The organism is Pseudonocardia bannensis (genome assembly GCF_012911875.1).
Classification (GTDB): domain Bacteria; phylum Actinomycetota; class Actinomycetes; order Mycobacteriales; family Pseudonocardiaceae; genus Pseudonocardia; species Pseudonocardia bannensis.
The window spans coordinates 1-21,002 of sequence record NZ_JAAXKZ010000013.1 but is presented as its reverse complement, the minus strand read 5'-3'; the positions used below and the strand labels follow the sequence as shown (position 1 = coordinate 21,002).

10 protein-coding genes and 2 pseudogenes are annotated in these 21,002 nt (G+C 71.7%); 10 read left to right on the top strand and 2 right to left on the bottom strand.

The window, feature by feature from the left end; genetic code table 11:
* Positions 1–1,438: 1,438 nt before the first annotated feature.
* The 5 genes from HF519_RS05850 to HF519_RS05830 all read left to right on the top strand — a co-directional run bounded on the left by HF519_RS05850 (position 1,439) and on the right by HF519_RS05830 (position 11,434).
* Positions 1,439–2,833 (top strand): aspartate aminotransferase family protein, encoded by a 1,395-nt coding sequence (locus HF519_RS05850; protein ID WP_169410867.1) that lies wholly within the window; start codon positions 1,439–1,441, stop codon positions 2,831–2,833.
* 2 nt (positions 2,834–2,835) lie between these two features.
* The gene (locus HF519_RS05845; RefSeq protein ID WP_246242605.1) at positions 2,836–4,023 is read left to right on the top strand and encodes an aspartate kinase; all 1,188 of its coding nucleotides are present in this window, start codon (positions 2,836–2,838) and stop codon (positions 4,021–4,023) included.
* Complete coding sequence (locus tag HF519_RS05840; protein ID WP_169410863.1) at positions 4,023–8,243, top strand: Pls/PosA family non-ribosomal peptide synthetase; 4,221 nt, start codon at positions 4,023–4,025, stop codon at positions 8,241–8,243. Before HF519_RS05845 ends, HF519_RS05840 begins: the two co-directional genes overlap by 1 nt.
* 179 nt (positions 8,244–8,422) lie before the next feature.
* Positions 8,423–9,034 carry a hypothetical protein gene (locus HF519_RS05835; protein WP_169410861.1) on the top strand — a complete coding sequence of 204 codons (612 nt, stop codon included), beginning with the start codon at positions 8,423–8,425 and terminating at the stop codon, positions 9,032–9,034.
* A gap of 3 nt (positions 9,035–9,037) precedes the next feature.
* Entirely contained in the window at positions 9,038–11,434 is a 2,397-nt protein-coding gene (locus HF519_RS05830; RefSeq protein WP_312859925.1) for a bifunctional polysaccharide deacetylase/glycosyltransferase family 2 protein, read from the top strand.
* A 138-nt stretch (positions 11,435–11,572) separates the two neighbouring features.
* Here the strand turns inward: HF519_RS05830 and pepN are convergent, their stop codons facing one another.
* Positions 11,573–14,155: an aminopeptidase N gene (gene pepN / locus HF519_RS05825; protein ID WP_169410859.1), complete on the bottom strand. Its 2,583-nt coding sequence runs from the start codon at positions 14,153–14,155 to the stop codon at positions 11,573–11,575.
* A gap of 209 nt (positions 14,156–14,364) precedes the next feature.
* On the opposite strand from pepN, the gene HF519_RS05820 reads away from it, so the two are divergent.
* Positions 14,365–15,000 carry a mycothiol-dependent nitroreductase Rv2466c family protein gene (locus tag HF519_RS05820; protein WP_169410857.1) on the top strand — a complete coding sequence of 212 codons (636 nt, stop codon included), beginning with the start codon at positions 14,365–14,367 and terminating at the stop codon, positions 14,998–15,000.
* A gap of 119 nt (positions 15,001–15,119) precedes the next feature.
* Here HF519_RS05820 and HF519_RS05815 read toward each other — a convergent pair whose 3' ends face one another.
* On the bottom strand, positions 15,120–15,554 hold the full coding sequence (locus tag HF519_RS05815; RefSeq protein ID WP_169410855.1) for a CBS domain-containing protein: 435 nt from the start codon (positions 15,552–15,554) through the stop codon (positions 15,120–15,122).
* Between the two features lie 264 nt (positions 15,555–15,818).
* On the opposite strand from HF519_RS05815, the gene HF519_RS05810 reads away from it, so the two are divergent.
* From HF519_RS05810 to HF519_RS05800, 4 genes and pseudogenes are all read left to right on the top strand, one after another.
* Positions 15,819–17,252: an aldehyde dehydrogenase family protein gene (locus HF519_RS05810; protein ID WP_169410853.1), complete on the top strand. Its 1,434-nt coding sequence runs from the start codon at positions 15,819–15,821 to the stop codon at positions 17,250–17,252.
* Between the two features lie 342 nt (positions 17,253–17,594).
* Positions 17,595–19,028 (top strand): annotated as a pseudogene (locus HF519_RS05805) (glycoside hydrolase family 140 protein); the annotation flags it as partial.
* Positions 19,029–19,328: 300 nt separating this feature from the next.
* A pseudogene (locus HF519_RS33505) lies at positions 19,329–19,574 on the top strand (transglycosylase family protein); the annotation flags it as partial.
* 184 nt (positions 19,575–19,758) lie between these two features.
* The coding region (locus HF519_RS05800) for a serine/threonine-protein kinase (protein ID WP_169410849.1) at positions 19,759–21,002 on the top strand (1,244 nt) is incomplete at its 3' end.

Here is a 21,002-nt window from a genome sequence, read left to right as displayed (position 1 = left end):
CACGGCGACGGCCCGGCGTGCAACTGGCGAGGACCATGAAGCAGACGGCCGTTACAAGGGCGTCCGGCGCGCCGCCGTCCAGGAACCCCGCCGTGGCCCGAGCACTGCGGCCGGTGGCGTGCTGGGCCACCGCACCACGTGGGGACGACACCGAGGGTGGCAGGACGATGCGGACAGCGTTGTAGAAATGTGTGGTATGGGCTCGTTGGCCTATTCGAAAATGATCCGTTAAATGCCGACATGTACGTTCTGGTGAGAACTTCGCCAGCCATCGATGGAAATTTTCGGTGATGAGGTAACGAGGCAGGGCCGGGCGACGAGTCCGACACCGTCGGAGAATTGGACGAAGTCAAGGATCGGTCTTGAAGTCCAATTCATTCGGTAAAGGAATTGCTCGACGTGTGGGTGACGCTTTCTGCGGGCGGATCCCGGCGGCCCGTAGGTGCCTGTGCGCACGGGGGGGTGCGCACAGGCACCGCGGCGGTGCGCGGCATCGTGCATCCGCGACTGCGCCCACAGGGCGGTCAGGTCGCGAGCGGAGACCCTCCCGGGCTCTCCGCCCCGACCGTCGAGTCGTCGAAGGGCTTCACCTGGCTGGATCACCGGGTACGGCCATCCCCGACTCCACGCGGCCATCGCAGACCACCCCGGTTCCGACCCGGCGCGGGGCGCGAGGTCCGGGAGGGTGGGCCCGTCCCCGACCTCGGTCATGGCCGCCCGCCTGTCCATGCGACGCCGCCCGGGACGGTTACCCGGGCCTTTCAGGGTGGCCCGGATCCGCCGCGGAGGGCACACGTGCTCCCCGGGCTTCGGACCGCACATCGGCCGAGGACCGACCGCCCGCGTGGGGGTCCCGATCGGATTCCACACGCCCAGGGGTCCCGCGGGCCGCCCCGGCGTGGTCACGCTCCCCGACGGCGGCCACTGCCGGGCTGCGGAAGGCGAATCCGTTCGGCCGGCGAGGCCGGCCACGGCGTCCTGACATAGATTTGCGGTTCCGTTTCGCGCTGCGTATCGGATCGATTCCGAGGCGTTATTTGCGATGGCGAAGGGAACAACCCGCTCGGACCATGATTTGCTGTTAACAGGCCGCTGATCGGGGAGCGGTAGGTGCAGAATCCCTCGTCTGTTCCGGTGAGCGGGCCTCCTGACCCGTTCGGGTGAGCGCTTGCTCATCAGCGCCGTTCGAGTGGTCAATCTCGGATGAGCGAAACATCACCATCGAACTGTTCGATGTCCACAGTGAGAGCCGCCCAGTCGCTTATCGGAAGCAGGGCGGCCTCTCCGGAACGAGTAGGGACGGCAACCGTTCCCCGGTCGGGGAGACGCCTCCAACCCCCGTGCAGGTCGGGGATGAGGTTGACGGCACCCGCTGCCGGAGACGCGCGGAGCGCACCGCAGTCGCTCCCGCACGCACCCAACATGTCAGGAGGTCCGGATGACCCTTCTCGATCATCTCGGTGGGGCCACCCGGCCCCACGTGTACGGAGCGGTACCGGGACCTCGCTCCGCTGAACTCCTCGAGCGCCAGAGCCGCCGCGAGTCCAACGCCCGGGTGTACCCACGTCACCTCCCCATCGCGATCGACGAGGCCGCCGGCAGCTTCGTACGCGATCTCGACGGCAACGTCTTCATCGACTTCCTGACAGGCGCCGGAGTCCTCTCGCTCGGGCACAACCACCCCGAACTGGTGGCGGCCGTGACCGGACAGCTCGGGCGGCTGACCCACGGTCTCGACTTCCCGACGCCGGCGAAGGACGCGTTCACCACGGCGCAGCTGTCGATGCTCCCGGCGGCCATGCGGGACCGGATGAAGCTGCATTTCTGTGGGCCGACGGGGGCGAACGCCGTCGACGCCGCCCTCAAGCTCTGCAAGACCGCGACCGGCCGGGGCGACGTGGTCTCTTTCCAAGGCGGATTCCACGGGACCACCCACGCCGCGATGGCTCTCACCGGCCTGGTGGCCCACAAGAGGCCGGTCGCGAACGGGGTGCCCGGCGTGCACTTCTTCCCGTACTCCTATTGCAGCAGGTGCCCGATGGGGTTGCACCCGGACCTGTGCGCGACCAACTGCATCGGCCTGCTGGAACGGTCGCTGGGCGACCCCAACGGGGGCGTCCCGTTGCCGGCCGCCGTGGTGCTGGAAATGGTGCAGGGTGAGGGCGGGGTGATTCCGGCCCGCCCGGATTTCGTGCGCCGGCTGCGGGCATTGACCCGCGAGCTCGACATACCGCTGGTCGTGGACGAGGTGCAGACCGGGTGTGGGCGGACCGGCACGTGGTTCGCGTTCGAGCAGTACGACATCGAGCCGGACGTGATCATCGCGTCGAAGGCGCTCAGCGGGATCGGCGCTCCCGTCGCCATCATCATCTACGACGAGCGGCTCGACGCCTGGGCTCCTGGAGCGCACACCGGGACGTTCCGCGGCAACCAGCTGGCGTTCGCCGCGGGGGCGGAGACGGTGCGCATCGTGCGCCGCGACGACGTCCTGGCGAACGTGCGGGCGCGCGGCGAGCAGCTCGAGCAGCTGCTCGGAGAACTGCGTAGCCACCCCTGGGTGCGGGAGGTCCGCGGGCGCGGGCTGATGTGGGGCGTCGAGCTGGCGGACCCGCTCGACGGTCGACCGGCCGGCGCGCTGGCGCAGGCCATCCAGACCCAGGCGCTGCGTCACGGTCTCATCTTGGAGCTCGGCGGCCGTGACGACGGCGTCGTCCGGATGTTGCCGCCGCTCAACGTGACCGCCGAGGTCATCAGCGAGGCCTGCGCAATCCTGCTCGACGCGTTCGAACAGTGCGCGCCGCCCTCGCTCGGGACTCTCTCGGTCGTTCCGTGACCATGCCACGTCAGCCAGACCTCCGTTCCCGCCCGCTGGTGGTGTGGAAGTTCGGTGGCACGTCGGTCGCGGATCCGGAGCGGCTGCGGGCCGGCGCCGAGGGCATGGTCGCCGCGCACCGGGAGGGCCACCGGGTCGTCGCGGTGCTCTCGGCGATGGGCTCGTCGACGGACCAGTTGCGCGAGCTCGACGCGCTGCTGTCGGTCGGGGAGTGCATCTCGTGTGCGCTCGCCGCGATCGCCGTGCACGAGCTCGGGGTACACGCCGTCCCCCTGACGGGCCCCCAGGCGGGGATCGCCACCGACGAGAGCCACGGCAACGCCCGGCTGCACGAGATCCGGCCGGACCGGATCGTCTCGGCCCTCGACGACGGGGCCATCGTGCTCGTGACGGGCTACCAGGGGCTCTCGCCCACAGGTGATGTCACCACCCTGGGCCGGCGCGGTTCGGAGGCATCCGCCGTGGCGCTCGCCGCGGCGCTGGACCTGCACGAGTGCGAGATCTTCACCGATGTCGCCGGCGTGTACACCGCGGACCCCCGGGTGGTCCCGGATGCGCGACTGCTCAGCGCGCTCAGCCGCGAGGAGATGCTCCAGCTGGCCTCCGCCGGAGCCGGTGTTCTGCAACCGCGAGCCGTGGAGCTGGCCATGGCCCACGACGTCGACATCCACGTGCGATCGAGTTTCACGACCGATGCCGGCACCTGGATCCTGGAGGAGAGGCCGATGTTCGAGGCATCCGACATCACCGGGATCGCGCATCGGGAGCGCGAGGCCCTCTACACAGTGCGTGACATGTCGCCGGCGACGATCTCGGCCGTGCTGGCGCAGCGTGGCGCGGCCTTCGGCGCCATCGTCCGCCAGGGCGGCGCGGTCCATTTCACCGTGCCCGGGCTGGACGAGACCGAGGTCGCCGCGGCGTTCGTCGCGACCGGTGCCCGGATGACGGTGCAGAACGCGCTCGGCACCGTCAGCGTCGTCAGCACCGGGATCAGCCGCCGCCCCGAGGTGGCGGCGCGCGCCCTGGGCGCCCTGGCGGACGTCGGTATCCAGCCGCAGCTGGTGACGAGCACCCCGAGCCGGGTCTCGTTCCACATCCCGGTGGCGGCTGTTCAGCACGCGGTCCGGCTCCTGCACAGCGTGTTCGGCCTGCACGCCCCGGACCTGCCCGCTGCGGTCCGGTCGGCTTGATGAGCACTACCGTCGATCCGCGGGACGTCGGTGACCTCCCCGTCGGGGGGCCCGACACCCCGTTGCCGTCCGACCTCCTGCTCGTCTGCCCCGATGACCCGGGCGACGTCCGCTGGCGGCCGGGGGAGCGGCTGGACCGGCTGTTCGAGGATCGGTGCGATCAGTTGTGGGCCGACGGCCGCAGCGACGCCCTCGCGGTCGACGCGGGCACCGGTGCGCTCACCTACGACGAGCTCGACGCCCGCGCCAACCAACTGGCGCGGCACCTGCTCGCCCGGGGCATCCGGGGCGGCCACCGGGTGGCACTGCTGTTCGACGACCCCGTGCAGTCCTACATCGCGATGCTGGCGGTGCTGAAGGTCAACGCGGCGTACGTGCCGCTGGACCCGGGCTTCCCGACGGACCGGCTGGCCTACATCGTGGCCGACGCCGGGGCCGTGGTCGTGCTGACGCTGTCGCACCTGCGGGGCCACCTGCGCGAGGTCCGCGCACTACTCGTCTGCGTCGACGACATGGCGGGCCGGATCGGCCGCGAGGACCACCGCCGGCTGGCCGACGCCGAGCGCGGCGAGCCGGTCGACGATCTGGCGTACCTGATCTACACCTCGGGCACCACCGGCCGGCCGAAGGGGGTGGCGATCGGGCACCCCAGCATCTGCAACTTCGTGCGGGTCGCCGCCGAGGTGTACGGGGTCCGCGCGCAGGACCGCATGTACCAGGGGATGACGATCGCGTTCGACTTCTCCGTCGAGGAGATCTGGGTGTCCTGGATGGCCGCCGCGACGCTGGTGCCCAAGCCGGCGGGCTCGAGCCTGTTGGGGGTGGATCTGCACAGGTTCCTCGTCGAGCAGCGGGTCACCGCGATGTGCTGCGTGCCGACCCTGCTCGCCACGATCGAGGACGACCTGCCCGACCTGCGGTTCCTGCTCGTCTCAGGAGAGGCCTGCCCGCAGGACCTGATCGCGCGCTGGCACCGCCCCGGGCGGCGGTTCCTCAACGTCTACGGGCCCACCGAGGCGACGGTGTCGGCGACCTGGACCGTGGTGCATCCGGACCGTCCGGTCACCATCGGGGTGCCGTTGCCCACCTACGCCACGGTCATCCTGGACCCGGACGACCCGTACCGGGCGCTGCCCCACGGCGAGATCGGGGAGATCGGGATCGCCGGGGTCGGGCTGGCCACCGGCTATCTCAATCGCGAGGACCTGACCGCGAAGGCGTTCATCCCGGATTTTCTGGGGATCGCGGGCAACCCCTCGGGGCGGATCTACCGGACCGGGGACCTGGGCCGGGTCACCCCGGCCGGGGAGATCGAGTACCACGGCCGGATCGACACCCAGGTCAAGATCCGCGGCTACCGCATCGAACTGACCGAGATCGAGTCGGTGCTGCTGCAGGTGCCCGGCATCGCCGCCGCAGTCGTCGACACCTACGAACCCGAGCCCGGCATCGTCGAGCTGGTCGGCTACTACAGCCTGCGCAGCGGCCACCCCCCGCTCGACCGCGACGCCGTCTACGCCCGGCTCCGTGCCGGTCTGCCGGCCTACATGGTCCCGGCCTACCTGGAGCACCTCCAGGCCATTCCGATGACCACCTCGGACAAGGCCGACCGCAAGAGACTGCCCCCACCGACCGCACGGCGTTCCGCCGTTGCGTCGACGACCTACGCCGAGCCCGGCACCGGCGCCGAGGCCGGTCTGGCCGACGCCCTCGCCGCGGCCCTCGGGCTGGAACAGGTCTCCGTCACCGACCACTTCTTCGACGATCTCGGCGCCAGCTCCCTGCTCCTGGCGCGGTTCTGCGCCCGGGTACGCAAGCGGGCGGATCTTCCCGCGGTGTCGATGCGAGACGTCTACCTCAATCCGACCGTCCGGAGCCTCGCCGCGGCGCTCGGCACGGTCGGGCCCCCGCCCGAGGCGCCCCCGGTCGCGGTGAGCGGCGGGAGCATGCGGGCACCCGTCCGCGGTGTCCGGTGGGCCATGTGCGGCGCGTTGCAGCTGATGTTGTTCCTCGCTTCCACCTATCTGGCGGCCGTCGTCCTCGAACGCGGTTTCCTGTGGGTGTCCGCCGCGACCGGCTGGGTCGACGCCTATCTCCGCTCGGTCGGGTTCGGGGCCGCGACATTCGTCGCCTACTGCTGTCTGCCGATCGCGGCCAAATGGCTGCTCATCGGGAGGTGGAAGCCCACGGAGATCCCGATCTGGAGCCTGCGCTACGTACGGTTCTGGGTCGTCAAGACGCTGATCCGGGCCAACCCGATGGCAATGTTCGCCGGCTCCCCGCTCTACCTGGTCTACCTGCGGGCGCTCGGCGCCAGGATCGGCCGCGACGTGGTGATCCTCTCCCGCACGGTGCCGGTCTGCACCGACCTGCTGACCATCGGCGACGGGACCGTCATCCGCAGGGAGGTGTTCTTCAGCGGCTACCGGGCGCAGGGGGGGATGATCCAGACCGGCCCGGTCACCCTGGGCCGCGACGTGGTCGTCAGCGAGCACACCGTCCTCGACATCGGCGCCACGATGAGTGACCGGTCCCAGCTCGGTCACGCGTCCTCGCTGCACGAAGGCCAGGTCGTGCCCGCGGGCGAGCGCTGGCACGGATCGCCGGCCCAGCCGACCACGGTCGACTACCGGGCGGTCGGCCGGCTGCGCGTCAGCGGGCTGCGCCGGTTCCTGTTCAGTGCGGTCCAACTGCTCAGCGTTGTGCTGCTGGGCCCGGTGGCGCTGGCCGTCGTGTACACGCTCCTCGAGGACATCCCGTGGTTGCGCACCCTGCTGGGTCCCGGCCACGAGGCTCCTGCGACCGGGGCGTTCTACCTGGAGGTACTGGTCTACACGGCGGTCCTGTTCTTCGGCGGCGTGCTGTTGGCCCTGCTGTTCATCGTCACGGTTCCCCGGGTGCTGTTCCGGTTCCTGCAGCCCGACACCGTCTACCGCCTCTACGGCTTCCGCCATTACATCCAGCGGGTGATCACGCGGATGACGAACTCGGCCATGTTCACGGGCCTGTTCGGCGACAGCTCCTACATCGTGACGTACCTGCGGGGGGTGGGGTACGACCTCTCGCACGTGGAGCAGACCGGCTCCAACTTCGGGATGCAGGTCCGTCACGACATCCCGTACCTGTCCGCCGTCGGTCGCGGAACGATGGTCTCCGACGGGCTCACGTTCCTCAACGCCGACTACTCGAACACCTCCTTCCGCGTCCGGCGGACGTCGCTGGGGTCGCACAGCTTCCTCGGCAACGACATCGCCTATCCCTCCCGCGGCCGGACCGGTGACAACTGCCTGCTCGGGACGAAGGTCATGATCCCCATCGACGGACCCGTCCGGCGCGACGTCGGCCTGCTCGGCTCGCCGGCCTTCGAGATCCCGCGGACCGTCCAGCGCGACACCCGGTTCGACCACCTCAAGACCGGCGAGGAGTTCCGCCGCCGGCTCGCGGCCAAGAACCGCTACAACATCGCGACGATCCTGCTCGCGCTGTTCCTCGGGTGGCTCAACGTCTACGGCGTCAGCCTGATCGGCCTGATCGCGATGGACTACTACGACCGGTTCGGCGAGGTGGTCATCGCCGTCGGCATCCTCGCGATGACGCTGTTCGCGATCACGTTCGCGGTGCTCCAGGAACGCGGCGTCGCCGGCTTCCGTGCGCTCCGGCCGCGGTTCTGCTCGATCTACGAGCCCTACTTCTGGTGGCACGAACGGTTCTGGAAGCTGAGTGCGTCCGGCGCCCTCGCGCTGTTCAACGGCACCCCGTTCAAGCCGGTGCTGTGGCGGTTGCTGGGCGTGCGGATGGGCCGCCGCGTCTTCGACGACGGGACGGGCATGCCGGAGAAGTCCCTCGTCACCATCGGGGACGACTGCAACCTGAACGCGGGTTCGGTCGTGCAGTGCCATTCGATGGAGGACGGCACCTTCAAGTCCGACCGCATCGTGATCGGGCCCCGCAGCACCCTCGGTGTCAAGGCGTTCGTGCATTACGGCACAACGCTGGGTTCCGGGGCGGTGATCGACGCGGACTCGTTCCTGATGAAGGGCGAGGAGGTCGCGCCCGGCGCGTGCTGGCGGGGCAATCCAGCCACGGAGATCCGCCACGGCACGCTCGTAGAGAACCGGGCCAGCCTCCCCCGCAGCGTCAGGGCCGAGCCGGCCCAGGGGGTGGCCATGAGCGGTGATGCCGCCGAACGAGGAGGGCGGTACGTCCCTTTAGGCACGTAGAGTGAGATTTGCGAGCCAGATTGTCACTCGAACGTGTAACGCGCGGGCCTGGCGTTCGACAAGCCCTGTGGTGCGACCCCCAGCTCCTCCGTCACCGGGAAACGCGTTCTCCGTCTATGGCAGCCGGTTGTCGCAGGGCGTGCCGAGACGGGGGAACCACAGGTAAGGACGGCTTCCTCGTGACCGATGACTCGCCGACGACGGCAATCGACTCCCCGACGGCGGTCCTCGGACCGTCCGCGACGGACCTCGACTCCCCGACGACGGCGATCGCGGGCGCTCGCGTGCCGCCGGTCTTCGTCGACGACAGCGGTCGGCGCCGCCGGCGCCTCGTCCTGATCAGCTACGCGGTCGCGGCGGTGTGCGCGGTGTACATGGTGCTGGCCGGGCTGAGCCTCGCCCGCGGATCGGTGAACCCGCTGCTCGGGGGTGTGGACGGCCTGTTGCCTGCCGCAGCCAGCCCCGAGCCCGCGCCGGCCGACGAGTCCGAGGCGACCAAGTCGGCCGACGCCGTCACCCGGGCGAAGCCGAGGAGGACCGCGGCCGCCACCCGTACCCCGGCCCCGGTCGCCGCATCGCCGCGGCCTGCTCCGACACCGGCTGCGGCGGTCCCGGCCGCTCCCACGAGCGTGGCGCCCCCGGCGACCACGCCGGCTCCGACGACCCCGGATACCACGTCGCCGACGTCGCGGCCGACCACCGGGGGGACCAGCCCGGACGGGCCGACCGGAAGCCGGCCGCAGGCCGGCGGAGAGTCGATGGACGGGGCGGGCGCCCCGACCGGGTCCTGATCCGTGGCAGCTCGAATCCCCAGGGTCCGCATCCCGCGTCCCGCCTGGATCGTCGTCGCCCTGCTGCTCGCCGGTTTCGTCTCGATCCTGATGGTGGACGGCTTCGTGCGCGCGACGATCGGCGTCGATGCGGAGGCCGTCCCACAGGATCCGGCGTTCGACGCCGTCCCCGGCGAGATCCGCTCCGGTGGCCCGGTCATCGACGCCGCCGATGGCCGGCTGCGTTCCGCCGGCATGCCGGACCGCACCGTCGCCCTGACCTTCGATGACGGCCCGGATCCGCGATGGAGCCCCGAGGTGCTCCGGGTGCTGCAGAAACACGGCGTGCCGGGGACCTTCTTCGTCGTCGGCTCGCAGGTCGCGCAGTACCCGGATGTCGTGCGGCAGATGCGCGATGCCGGGGCCGAGGTCGGGCTGCACACGTTCAGCCACGTGGACCTGGCGACGGTGCCCGCCGAGACCGTCCAGCGCGAGATGGCGCAGACTCAGCTGGTGCTGGCCGGCGCGATCGGGGAGACGACCTACCTCAGCCGCCCGCCCTACTCGTCAGGCGCGTCCTCGCTCACGAACACGCAGTTGGACACCATCCGCCAGTTGGCCGAGGTCGGGCAGCTGACGGTGCTGAGCGACGTGGACAGCCGGGACTGGGAACGAGCGGGCGTCGACAAGATCGTCAGAAGCTCCGTCCCCGAGAACGGGCGTGGCGGGATCGTGCTGCTGCACGACGGGGGCGGCGACCGGGAGCAGACCGTCGCCGCGCTGGACCGGTTGATCCCGGAACTGCAGCAGCGCGGCTACCGGTTCACCACGGTGACCCAGGGGATGGGTCTGCCGCCGGCCAACCAGCCCGCGACGCAGGCGCACCGGCAGGAGGGGGCCGTCCTGCTGACGGCGGTGGGTATCGCCACCACCGTCGTCGACGGGCTCGGGTGGCTGCTGATCGTCGCCGTCGTCCTGATCTTCCTGCGGCTGCTCGTGGTGATCGTGCTCGCGGTGCGGCACAGGCGGCAGCGCCGGCCCGACCGATGGTCCTGGGGCCGGCCGGTCACCGGGCCCGTCTCGGTCGTCGTGCCCGCCTACAACGAGCGGGAGTGCATCGCCTCGACGGTCCGGTCGCTGCTTGCCAGCGATCATCCGATCGAGATCGTGGTGGTCGACGACGGCTCGACCGACGGCACCGCCGACATCGTCGAGGGTCTCGGTCTGCCGGGGGTCCGGGTCATCCGCCAGCGCAACGCGGGCAAGCCCGCGGCGCTCAACACCGGCATCGCGTACGCCCGGCACGACATCATCGTGATGATGGACGGGGACACCGTCTTCGAACCCACGACCGTGCGGCACCTCGTCCAGCCCTTCGCCGACCCCGAGGTGGGCGCCGTCGCGGGCAACGCCAAGATCGCCAACCGCACCGGCCTGGTCGCGAAGCTGCAGCACATCGAGTACGTCATCGGGTTCAACCTCGACCGCCGCGCCTACGACCTGTTGCGGTGCATGCCGACCGTTCCGGGCGCGGTCGGGGCGTTCCGGCGTTCGGCGCTGCGCGAGGTCGGCGGGCTGAGCGACGACACCCTGGCCGAGGACACCGACCTGACGATGGCGGTGTGCGCGGCCGGGTGGCGGGTGGTCTACGAGGAGCGCGCCATCGCCTGGACCGAGGCGCCGGCGACGATGTCCCAGCTGTGGCGACAGCGCTACCGGTGGAGCTACGGGACCATGCAGTCGATGTGGAAGCACCGGCGCTCCGCGCTCGCCGGCGGCGACGGCGGGCACTTCGGCCGCCTGGCCCTCGCCCATCTCGCCCTGTTCCAGGTGGCCCTGCCGCTGCTGGCGCCGCTGATCGACGTGTTGCTGATCTACGGGCTGCTGTACCTGGACCCGCTGGCGACGCTGGTGGGCTGGGGGAGCGTACTGATCGTTCAGTTCGGGGTGGCCGCGCTCGCGTTCGGGCTGGACCGGGAGTCACCGCGCGGGCTGCTGGTCCTGCCGCTGCAGCAGGTGGCCTACCGCCAGCTCATGTACGCGGTGCTGGTCCGGTCGGCGGCGACCGCCGTCGGGGGCGTGCGGCTGCGCTGGCAGAAGATGCACCGCAGCGGTGCGGCCAACGCCGCGCTGGCCGCCGAGCTCGGTGGTGGGCGCGCGCAGGTCCCGCCGGTGCCCGGCCGACCCGCCCCGCCCCGGGGAGCAGCGCCGGGCCCGCGCGTCGTGGCGGGCCCGCCGACACGGCGGACGGACGTGCCGCTGCGGCCGGGCCCGGCGCGGCCCGGGCAGGCCCCGCCCCCGCCGCCCCGCGGGGGATCCGCGGGCGGGCCACCGCGGCCCGCCGCCCCGCCGGCGGAGCCCGTCGTCCCGTCGCAGCGGCGGCCGGACGCGCAGCCGGTGCGAGGCGGGGACGGCCGCTGATCACGGCGGCCCCGCCGGCCGGGACCGCCGTCCGCGCGGCCGGTGCGCGGGCGCAGGCTGCGCGGCCGGGCGGCTGTCCACCCGCACCTCGTGCGCGGTATCGACCGCAGCCGATACCGCGCACGAGCGCCGACACCGTTACGAGCGGTCGAACTCCCGGGCGGCGAGTGCCCGCACGATCCCGGCCCGGCCCTCGGACACCAGCCGGCGCAGCGCCGGCGGCCGCGACTCGTCGGCCAGCCAGGCGTCAGCGGCGTCGACCGTCGCCTTGTCCACCGCCCACGACGGGAACAGCCCCAGGACCACGGACTGTGCCCGCTCACTGGTCCGCCGGTTCCACACGTCGGCCACCTCGGCGAAGTAGCGCTCGACGTACGGCGCCAGCAGGGCCCGCTGCGACGGGTGGCTGAACCCGGAGATGATCGCTTCGTTCACCGCGTTCGGCAGGTCGTCGTCGTGCACCGCGCGGTCCCAGGCCCGGGCCTTCGCCTCCGGGGTCGGGATCAACGCGCGGGCCCGCTCGGCCTGCCGCTGCCCGGTCGCCGTCGGATCGCGCTGCAACTCCTCGTTGATCTCGGTCTCGGTCGCGGCACCGTGCGCCGCGAGGGCCTGCAGCAGCCGCCAGCGCAGGTCGGTGTCGACGGTCAGCCCCTCGGGCACATCCACGTCGAGCAGCCAGCCCTTCATCCGGTCCAGCATGGACCGATCCAGGACGCTGCCCGCCAGCGCGTTGACCGTGGTGAGCTGGGCATCCGAGCCGGGCGGCGCGGTGTCCAGCCGGAACCGCAGCGCGTCGGTCAGCAGCGGCCAGCCCCGCTCGGCGGCCCACTGCTCGTCGGCGTAGGACCCGATCGCGGTCTGCGTCTGCAGCAGCAGCCGCTGCACGACGCCGACCTCGCTCTCCGCACCGAAACCACCCGCCACCAGGGCGGTGAAGTCGCGGGCCTTGAGCTCGGCCTCCCGGGTCATCTCCCAGGCCGCCGACCAGCACAGCGTCCGGGGCAGCGGATCGGCGATGTCGCCGATCCGGTCGACCAGCACCGCGAGCGAGTCCGGGTCGAGGCGCAGCGCGCAGTAGGTGAGGTCGTCGTCGTTGACCAGGATGAGCTTGCCCCGCGGCACCCCGACGAGCTCTCCGACCTCGGTGCGCTCGCCGCTGATGTCGACCTCGACCCGGTGCGTGCGCACGAGCTTCGAACCGGCGTGGATCTCGTCCCCGTTCTCGCCGGCCTCGTCGTCGTAGATCCCGACCGCGATCCGGTGCGTGCGCAGCTCACCGGCGCCCGGCCGCGCTCCGCCCTGCACGACCTCGAACCGGGTGAACCGGCCCTCGTCGTCGACCTCGAAGGAGGGCCGCAGCATGTTCAGCCCGGTGGTCTTGAGCCACTGCGCGCCCCAGTCCGACAGGTCGCGGCCCGAGGCCTCCTCGAGCGCGCCGATCAGGTCGGCGAACGTCGCATTGCCCCACGCGTGCGCGGCGAAGTAGCTGCGCAGCCCCGCCAGGAACGGCTCGATGCCGACGTAGGCGACGAGCTGCTTGAGGACCGACGCGCCCTTGGCGTAGGTGATCCCGTCGAAGTTGACCTCGACGGCCTGCAGGTCCGGGATGTCGGCGGCGATGGGGTGTGTCGAGGGCAGCTGGTCCTGGCGGTATGCCCAGGACTTCTCGACGTTGGCGAACGTCGTCCAGGCCTGCGTGTACTCGGTCGCCTCGGCCTGGCAGTACACCGACGCCCAGGTCGCGAACGACTCGTTCAGCCACAGGTCGTCCCACCAGCGCATGGTGACCAGGTCGCCGAACCACATGTGCGCCATCTCGTGCAGCACGGTCTCGGCGCGGCGCTCGTACAGGAACCGGGTGACCCGCGACCGGAAGACGTAGTCCTCCAGGAACGTCACCGCGCCCGCGTTCTCCATCGCACCGGCGTTGAACTCCGGCACGAACAGCTGGTCGTACTTGCCGAACGGGTACCGGACACCGAAGTTGCGATGGTAGAAGTCGAACCCTTGCTTGGTCTCGGTGAACAGCCGCTCGGCGTCCATGTGCTCGGCCAGCGAGGCGCGGCAGTAGAGGCCGAGCGGGATGCCGTCATGCTCGTCGCGCCACTCGCTGTACGGGCCGGCGATCAGCGCCACCAGGTAGGTGGACATGATCTCGGTGGTGGCGAAACGGTGCCGGGCGGCACCGGCCTCGGCCGGCTCGGTCTGCTCGATGACGGCGTTCGAGACGACCTTCCAGTCCGCCGGCGCGGTCACGTTCAGCTGGTAGCGCGCCTTGAGGTCGGGCTGGTCGAAGCAGACGAACATGCGCTTGGCGTCGGCGGTCTCGAACTGGCTGTAGAGGTAGACACCGCCGTCGACCGGGTCGACGAAGCGGTGCAGGCCCTCGCCGGTGTTCATGTACCGCCCGGTGGCGACGACCGTCAGCTCGTTCTGCGCGGCGAGACCGGGCAGCGCGATGCCGTCCTCCTCCCGGTAGCCGGAGACGTCCAGGGGGGCGCCGTTGAGCGTGGCGGACTCGACACCGGCACCGACGAAGTCGATCCAGCTGTCGGCGCCCGGTTCCCGGCAGCTGAAGCGGACGGTCGTCGTCGTCGCGAAGGTGGCGTCACCGGGCTTGCCGTCGCCGTCGGTGAGGTCGAGGTCGACGTCGTAGTCGGCGACCTCGAGGAGCGCGGCGCGCCGCTCGGCATCGGTACGGGTCAGGTTGGGCGGGGCCACGAATCTCCTCAGTACTCCTTGGCAGTGCGGCTCGATGCTGCTCTGTGCCGGTTCGCGAGCGGTTCACCAGCACGAAGGCAGTCGATCCAACCACGTGGGCGCGGCGGGCGCCGCGAAAAAGTGCAGCAGGCCGGGGCGCGCTGCGGGAACAGTGCGTCCGGCGGTGTTGTTGACCATCGTAGGAACGCTCACGAAACCGCCGCACGACCATGATCGGAGAACCCGTGACCAGCACCGAGACGGCACGCGCCCGCGTCGACCTGTGGTTCGACCCGCTGTGTCCCTGGGCCTGGCTGACCTCGCGCTGGATCCTCGAGGTCCGCGAGGTGCGCGATATCGAGCTGAACTTCCATGTCATGAGCCTTGCCGTGCTGAACGAGGGCCGTGACCTCCCGGAGAACTACCGGGCGCTGATGGAGAAGGCATGGGGCCCGGTCCGGGTCTGCATCGCCGCCGCCCGTCAGCACGGCCAGGAAGTCCTCGAGCCGCTGTACACGGCGCTGGGTACCCGCATCCACAACGGTGGCAACAAGGACTTCGACGTCGTCGTCAAGGAGGCGCTGGCCGAGCTCGATCTGCCCGCGTCGCTCGCCGACGCCGCCCGGAGCACCGATTTCGACGAGGAGCTCAAGGCGAGCCACCACCGCGGCATGGACCCGGTCGGCCTCGACGTCGGTACCCCGACCATCCACGTCGACGGCGTCGCCTTCTTCGGCCCGGTCATCTCCAAGGTCCCCACGGGGGAGCAGGCGGGGCGGCTGTTCGACGGGGCGCGGCTGCTGGCCGAGAACCCGCACTTCTTCGAGCTGAAGCGGACCCGCACCGAGGACCCGCAGTTCGACTGAGCCCCGTCGCCGGATCCCGGCACATTCGACGCAGCAAGGTGGCCTTGCTCCGACTGGTTCGGAGCAAGGCCACCTTGCTGCATTCAGGGTTGACGCGGGCCGCCGCCGTGAAGGGGCCGTCAGTAGCGGGCGATGACGGCGTCGCGGAGGACGCCCGTCTCCAACTCCATCTCCTTGACCCGGTGCTTCACGAGGTCCCCGATGCTCACGATGCCGACCACCGCCCCCTGGTCGACGACCGGAAGATGCCGATAGCGGCCCCGGGTCATCTGGGCCATGGCCTGCGCGACCGTCTCCTCGGGGCTGACGGTGGCCGGGTGGTGGGTCATCACGTCGTCGATCTTCATGTCGAGCAGTTCGCTGCCGTACCGGCCCAGCCCGCGCATGATGTCGCGCTCGGAGAGGATCCCGCAGATCTTGCGATCGGCGTCGCACGCCAGCAGAGCGCCGATTCGGTGTCTGTTGAGCCGTGCGACCGCTTCCGCAACGGTGATCCACGGCAGCGCGGTATGCACCGTTCGACCCTTGGCGTCGAGGATGTCCGCAATTTTCATTCGGTTTTTCCTCCGTTCCGCGACGGTCCGTCAATGGTGCGCCTCGGGACCCCCGGAAAGCTGTCAACGAATTCCCTGTCACTCCCTCGGCGTAGCTGCGGGGCAGATGGCCGCCCCGAGGCGATGAACAACGCCTCGAGCTGCGGGTCCTGTGGGGGAAGCGGTACCGCCGGCGGGGAGAGATGCCATGGCAACCGGATGCCGGAGTCGCGGTTCCCGGACATGCGACACCAACGTGACGCCGCGACGTGTGAGGATGGCCCGATGGCTGCCCCCACGACTCCCACGACCACTGAACCCGGGCACTGGATCGGCGGCGAGGCCGTCGCCGGTGGCGCGGACCGCATCGAGGTGATCAACCCCGCCACCGGCGAGGCCGTCGCGGCGGTTCCTGCGGGTACCCCCGCCGACGTCGACCGGGCCGTCGCCGCGGCGAAGGCGGCGTTCCCCGCCTGGTCGACGACCGACATCACCGAGCGCGCCGCTGTGGTCCAGCGGATCTCCGACGGCCTCAAGGCCCGCGCCGCGGACATCGCGGCCTCGATCACCGCCGAGATGGGCTCGCCCATCACGTTCGCGCGCAAGGTGCAGGCGACCATGCCGGTGGCCACGTCGGCGGGCGTCGCGTCGCTCGCCCCCGACTTCCCGTGGACCGAGGAGATCGGCAACTCGCTGGTCATGCGTGAGCCGATCGGCGTCGTCGGCGCGATCACGCCGTGGAACTACCCGCTGCACCAGATCGTCGCCAAGGTCGCGCCCGCGCTGCTGGCCGGCAACACCATCGTGCTCAAGCCCACGGAGATCGCCCCGCTGACCGCGGCCGTCCTGGCCGAGGTCGCCGCCGAGGCGGGCCTGCCGGCGGGCGCGTTCAACGTCGTGCACGGCACCGGCCCGGTGGTCGGCGAGGCGATCGCCGCCCACCCGGATGTGGACATGGTGTCCTTCACCGGTTCCACCCGGGCGGGCAAGCGGGTCTCCGTCGTCGCCTCCGACACCGTCAAACGGGTCGCCCTGGAGCTGGGCGGCAAGTCGGCCAACGTGGTCCTGGAGGACGCCGACCTGGCCAAGGCGGTCAAGGTCGGACTGGCCAACGCCTGGATCAACGGCGGCCAGACCTGTACCGCGTGGACCCGGATGCTGGTGCCGGCCGCGAAGCACGACGAGGCACTGGAGCTGGCCGCGGCGGCCGCGGCGAAGTACACCGTCGGCGACCCGACCGACGAGGCCACCCGGATCGGGCCGATGTCCTCGGTCGCCCAGCAGGAGCGGGTGAACGCCTACATCGAGCGCGGCGTGGCCGACGGCGCGACCGTCGCGTTCGGCGGGCCCGGCTCGGTCGAGGGCCTCGACCGCGGTGCGTACGTCCGTCCGACGATCTTCGGCAACGTCGCGCCGGATGCCGTCATCGCGCAGGAGGAGATCTTCGGCCCGGTGCTGTCGGTGATCCCGTACTCGACCGAGGACGAGGCCGTCGAGATCGCGAACTCGACGATCTACGGGCTCGCCGGTGCCGTGTTCGGCGAGCAGGACCACGCGATCGCGGTCGCCCGGCGGCTGCGCACCGGCCAGGTCGACGTCAACGGCGGCGCGTTCAACCCGATGGCACCGTTCGGCGGCTACAAGCAGTCCGGCAACGGCCGCGAGCTCGGACGATACGGTCTGGAGGAGTTCCTCGAGGTGAAGTCCATCCAGCGCTGACCCGCCGGTTCGTCCGGCTGATCGCAGGAGCCGCTCTCCCGTCACGTCCTGGCGGAGAGCGGCTCTTCTGCTGTGCGGGGCGTTCACCATCGCAACCCGTGTCCTGGAACGGGCCCGGGCCGGGCGGGCGCCCTGCGAGCGTGGGCGTCCAGCCGCGGTGGCGCCCCTGACCGGTCGACGGTGCCGCCGCTCAGGATCGCCGGTCCGGGAGACGGCGCCGCGGCGCGACGGGAGCGCCCGGCGACCCGGCCGGCGATCCGCCGATGCCCCGCCCCCCGGCGGGGCGCGAGGTGGGACGTGCGCTCTGTCGACCGGGTTCTGCCGCGCCATGTCGTGACCGCGATGGTGGCCGGCACGGCTCTCGTGCTGGTGGCCGTGGTGCTGGGCGGGTACCTGCGAGTGCCCTCCGTGACCCCGCTCGCCGAGGTCGCCGGATGCACCGCCGCGCCACCCGAGGATCGTGCCGCCGGTGCCGCCGCACCGGCCGGCGGGAGTGCCGGTGCGGGGGACACCGACCAGGCATGCCCGCCCGGGATGCTGCCGCCGCTCACGGTGGACGGCCGCTACTTCGCGCTCCCGGACGGCACGCCGTTCTTCTGGCTCGCGGACACGGCCTGGAGCCTGTTCACCGACCTCGACCGGGCGGAGGCCCTCCACTACCTGGACACCCGGGCCGCCCAGGGGTTCACGGTGATCCAGGCAGCGCTGATCTTCCCGCATGTCCGGGGCACGGGGGCGAACCGTTACGGCGACCGGCCCTTCGAGGGCCACCTCGGCCGGCTGCCGGTCACCGACGGCGCCGATGTGGACGACGACGGGCAGTACGACTACTGGGATCACGTCGACGTCGTTCTCGCCGCGGCCGCCGAGCGCGGGCTGCGTGTCGCGCTGCTGCCGGTATGGGCGGACGCGCTCGTGGGCAGCCTCGTGACGGAATCCAACGCCCGGTCCTACGGTGTTTTCCTCGGTGAGCGCTACGCCGACGCCCCGGTGGTCTGGATCATGGGTGGGGACGCTCCGGCCGACGGCGCCGAGGACGTCTGGCGGGAACTGGCAGCGGGCATCCGCGAAGGCGGCAGCAGCGCCCTGATCAGCTACTTCCCCCGGGCCGGCCAGACCTCGGCCGACTGGTTCGCCACCGAGGACTGGCTGGGCTTCCATCTGCTGCACGGCGGCCACTGCCTGCGCTACGGGCAGCGCCGGGAGCTCATCGAGGCCACCCGCGCCGCCGAGCCGGCCAAGCCGTTCCTCGACGGCGAGCCGATCCACGCCGGCCGTTCCTACTGCCGGGACGACCCGCCGCGCGGTCACGCGACCGCGCTCGACGCGCGCCGCGATGCCTACTGGGCGGTCCTGGGCGGCGCCGCGGGGCACAGCTACGGCCACGACGCCGTCCGGCAGTTCGGTACCGATGCCCCGCAGGGTTGGACCGCGGCACTCGACGATCCCGCGGCGGAGCAGATGCGCCACCTGCGGGCTCTGCTGCACTCCCGGCCGTACCAGCGCGCGGACCCCGGCCGGGGCGTGCTGCCCGGCGACGTGGGCAGCGGGCCCGACCGGATCGCGGCGACGATCGCGGCCGACGGCTCCTTCCTGATGGCCTACACCGCCGGTGGCCGGGAGGTCGAGGTGGACCTGGACGCGCTGTCCGGCGCGACCCTGCGGCCGTCCTGGTTCGACCCGCGGACCGGCGAGGTGACAGAACTGGAGCCGCTGGGCAGCAGCGGCCGCGCGGTGTTCGCGCCACCCGGGGGCGCGAGCGGGCAGGACTGGGTACTGGTCCTGGACGACGTCACTGCCGGGTACGGGCCGCCGGGGGAGGCGGTCGACGGCGCGGCCTCCGGCAGCCCGCACCGGGGCGTACCGCCCACCGCTGCGGCGGCCACGGGCACGCCGGGAGCCACCCCGCGATCGGTCCCGACCCCGTCCCCATCACCCGAGTCGGTGATCGAGCTTCGGTCCGGGTCCGAGCCCGGGTTCAGGACCACGGACGAGCCCAGGAGCGAGCCCGACGATGAGCCCGAGACCAGCCCCGAGCCCGAAGCCGTTCCGGGACCCGGACCCACCGCCGAACCGGTCTGGGACCGCCTGGCCCGGTGTGAGTCCAGCGGCGACTGGTCCATCAACACGGGCAACGGCTACTACGGCGGCCTGCAGTTCGACGACGCCACCTGGCGGGGGTACGGCGGGACCGAGTTCGCGCCGCGCGCCGACGAGGCGACCCGGGAGCAGCAGATCGCGGTGGCCACCCGGGTACGCGACGACCGGGGCGGCTACGGCTCGTGGCCGGCGTGCTCGAAAAAGCTCGGCCTGCCCCGCTGAGCGTCGTGACTTCCGTCCGGGGCCGGGGTACGGCAACATCATCCCAGGTCGGCCCGGCACGGACCGCGGCGTCAACGGGTGATCAGCGCCGCCCCGGCCACTGGACCGGGGGACACCTGGCCGATCGATAGGATGGGTCCGCCGGTGCCCCGAGTTCACCCTGCGATCCCTACGCTGGAGTTTCATGAGCCCGTCCGATTCCGAGTCCCTCCGGATCGGGAACCGTTACCGGCTCGATGAACGCATCGGCGCCGGCGCCATGGGCGCGGTGTGGCGCGGCACCGACGAGCTGCTGAACCGCACCGTCGCGATCAAGGAGCTGCTGGCGGCCGCGGTGTCGGCGGCCGGAGCGGCCGACGCTGTCGAGGAGTCCCGGCAGCGGATCCTGCGGGAGGGCCGGATCGGCGCGCGACTCCAGCACGCCCACGTCATCAGCATGTTCGACGTGGTCGTCCACGACGAGCGGCCGTGGCTGGTCATGGAGTACCTGCCGTCGCGCTCGCTGGCCGCAGTGCTCGGGGAGAAGGGGCCGATGGCCCCGCGGGAGGCTGCCGCCATCGGCCAGCAGGTCGCCGACGGGCTGGCCGCAGCGCACGCCGCCGGCGTGGTGCACCGCGACATCAAGCCGGGCAATGTGCTGATCGCCGAGGACGGCCGGGCCAAGATCACCGACTTCGGGGTGTCCCGCGCGGTCGACGACGTGCAGCTCACTCGGACCGGGATGATCGCGGGGACGCCGGCCTTCCTCGCCCCCGAGGTGGCCCGCGGGCAGGAGCCGACCAGTGCGTCCGACGTGTTCGCGCTGGGCGCGACGCTCTACGCGGCCGTCGAGGGCCAGCCGCCGTTCGGCCTCGACGACAACGCCTACGCCCTGCTGCACAAGGTGGCCACCGGTGCCGTGCGCCCGCCCACCGAGGCCGGCCCGCTGACCGCCCTGCTCATGCGGCTGCTCAGCAACGAACCCGAGGAGCGCCCGACGGCCTCGCAGGCACGCGACGCGCTGGCCGCCGTGGCGGCCGGGCGGACCCCGGCGGTCGCGGTTCCGGAGGGCGCCGGCAGCGTCACCGGTACCGCGGTGCTCTCGGTGGGCGCGGGCGCCGCGGCGCCCGCGGCCGTCACGCAAGGCCCGCGCACGCTCTCCGAGGTCCAGCTCCCGGCCGCTGCCTTCACCGGTCCGCCGCCGGCCGGAGGTGGGGGCGGGCCCGTGCCTGCGGCCGCGGCGCCCCGCCCGCGTCGCAACCGCCGGATGATCGTGCTGCTGGCGCTCATCGCGCTACTGGTGGTGGGGGCGGGCGTCGTCATCGGAGTGGCGCGCACGTCCTCCGACACCCCGGCAGCCGCCCCGGCTCCGACACCTGCGGCGCCGATCCCGACGGCCGCGCCCACCACCTCGGCGGCCCCACGGACCACCACCGCGGCCCCCACCAC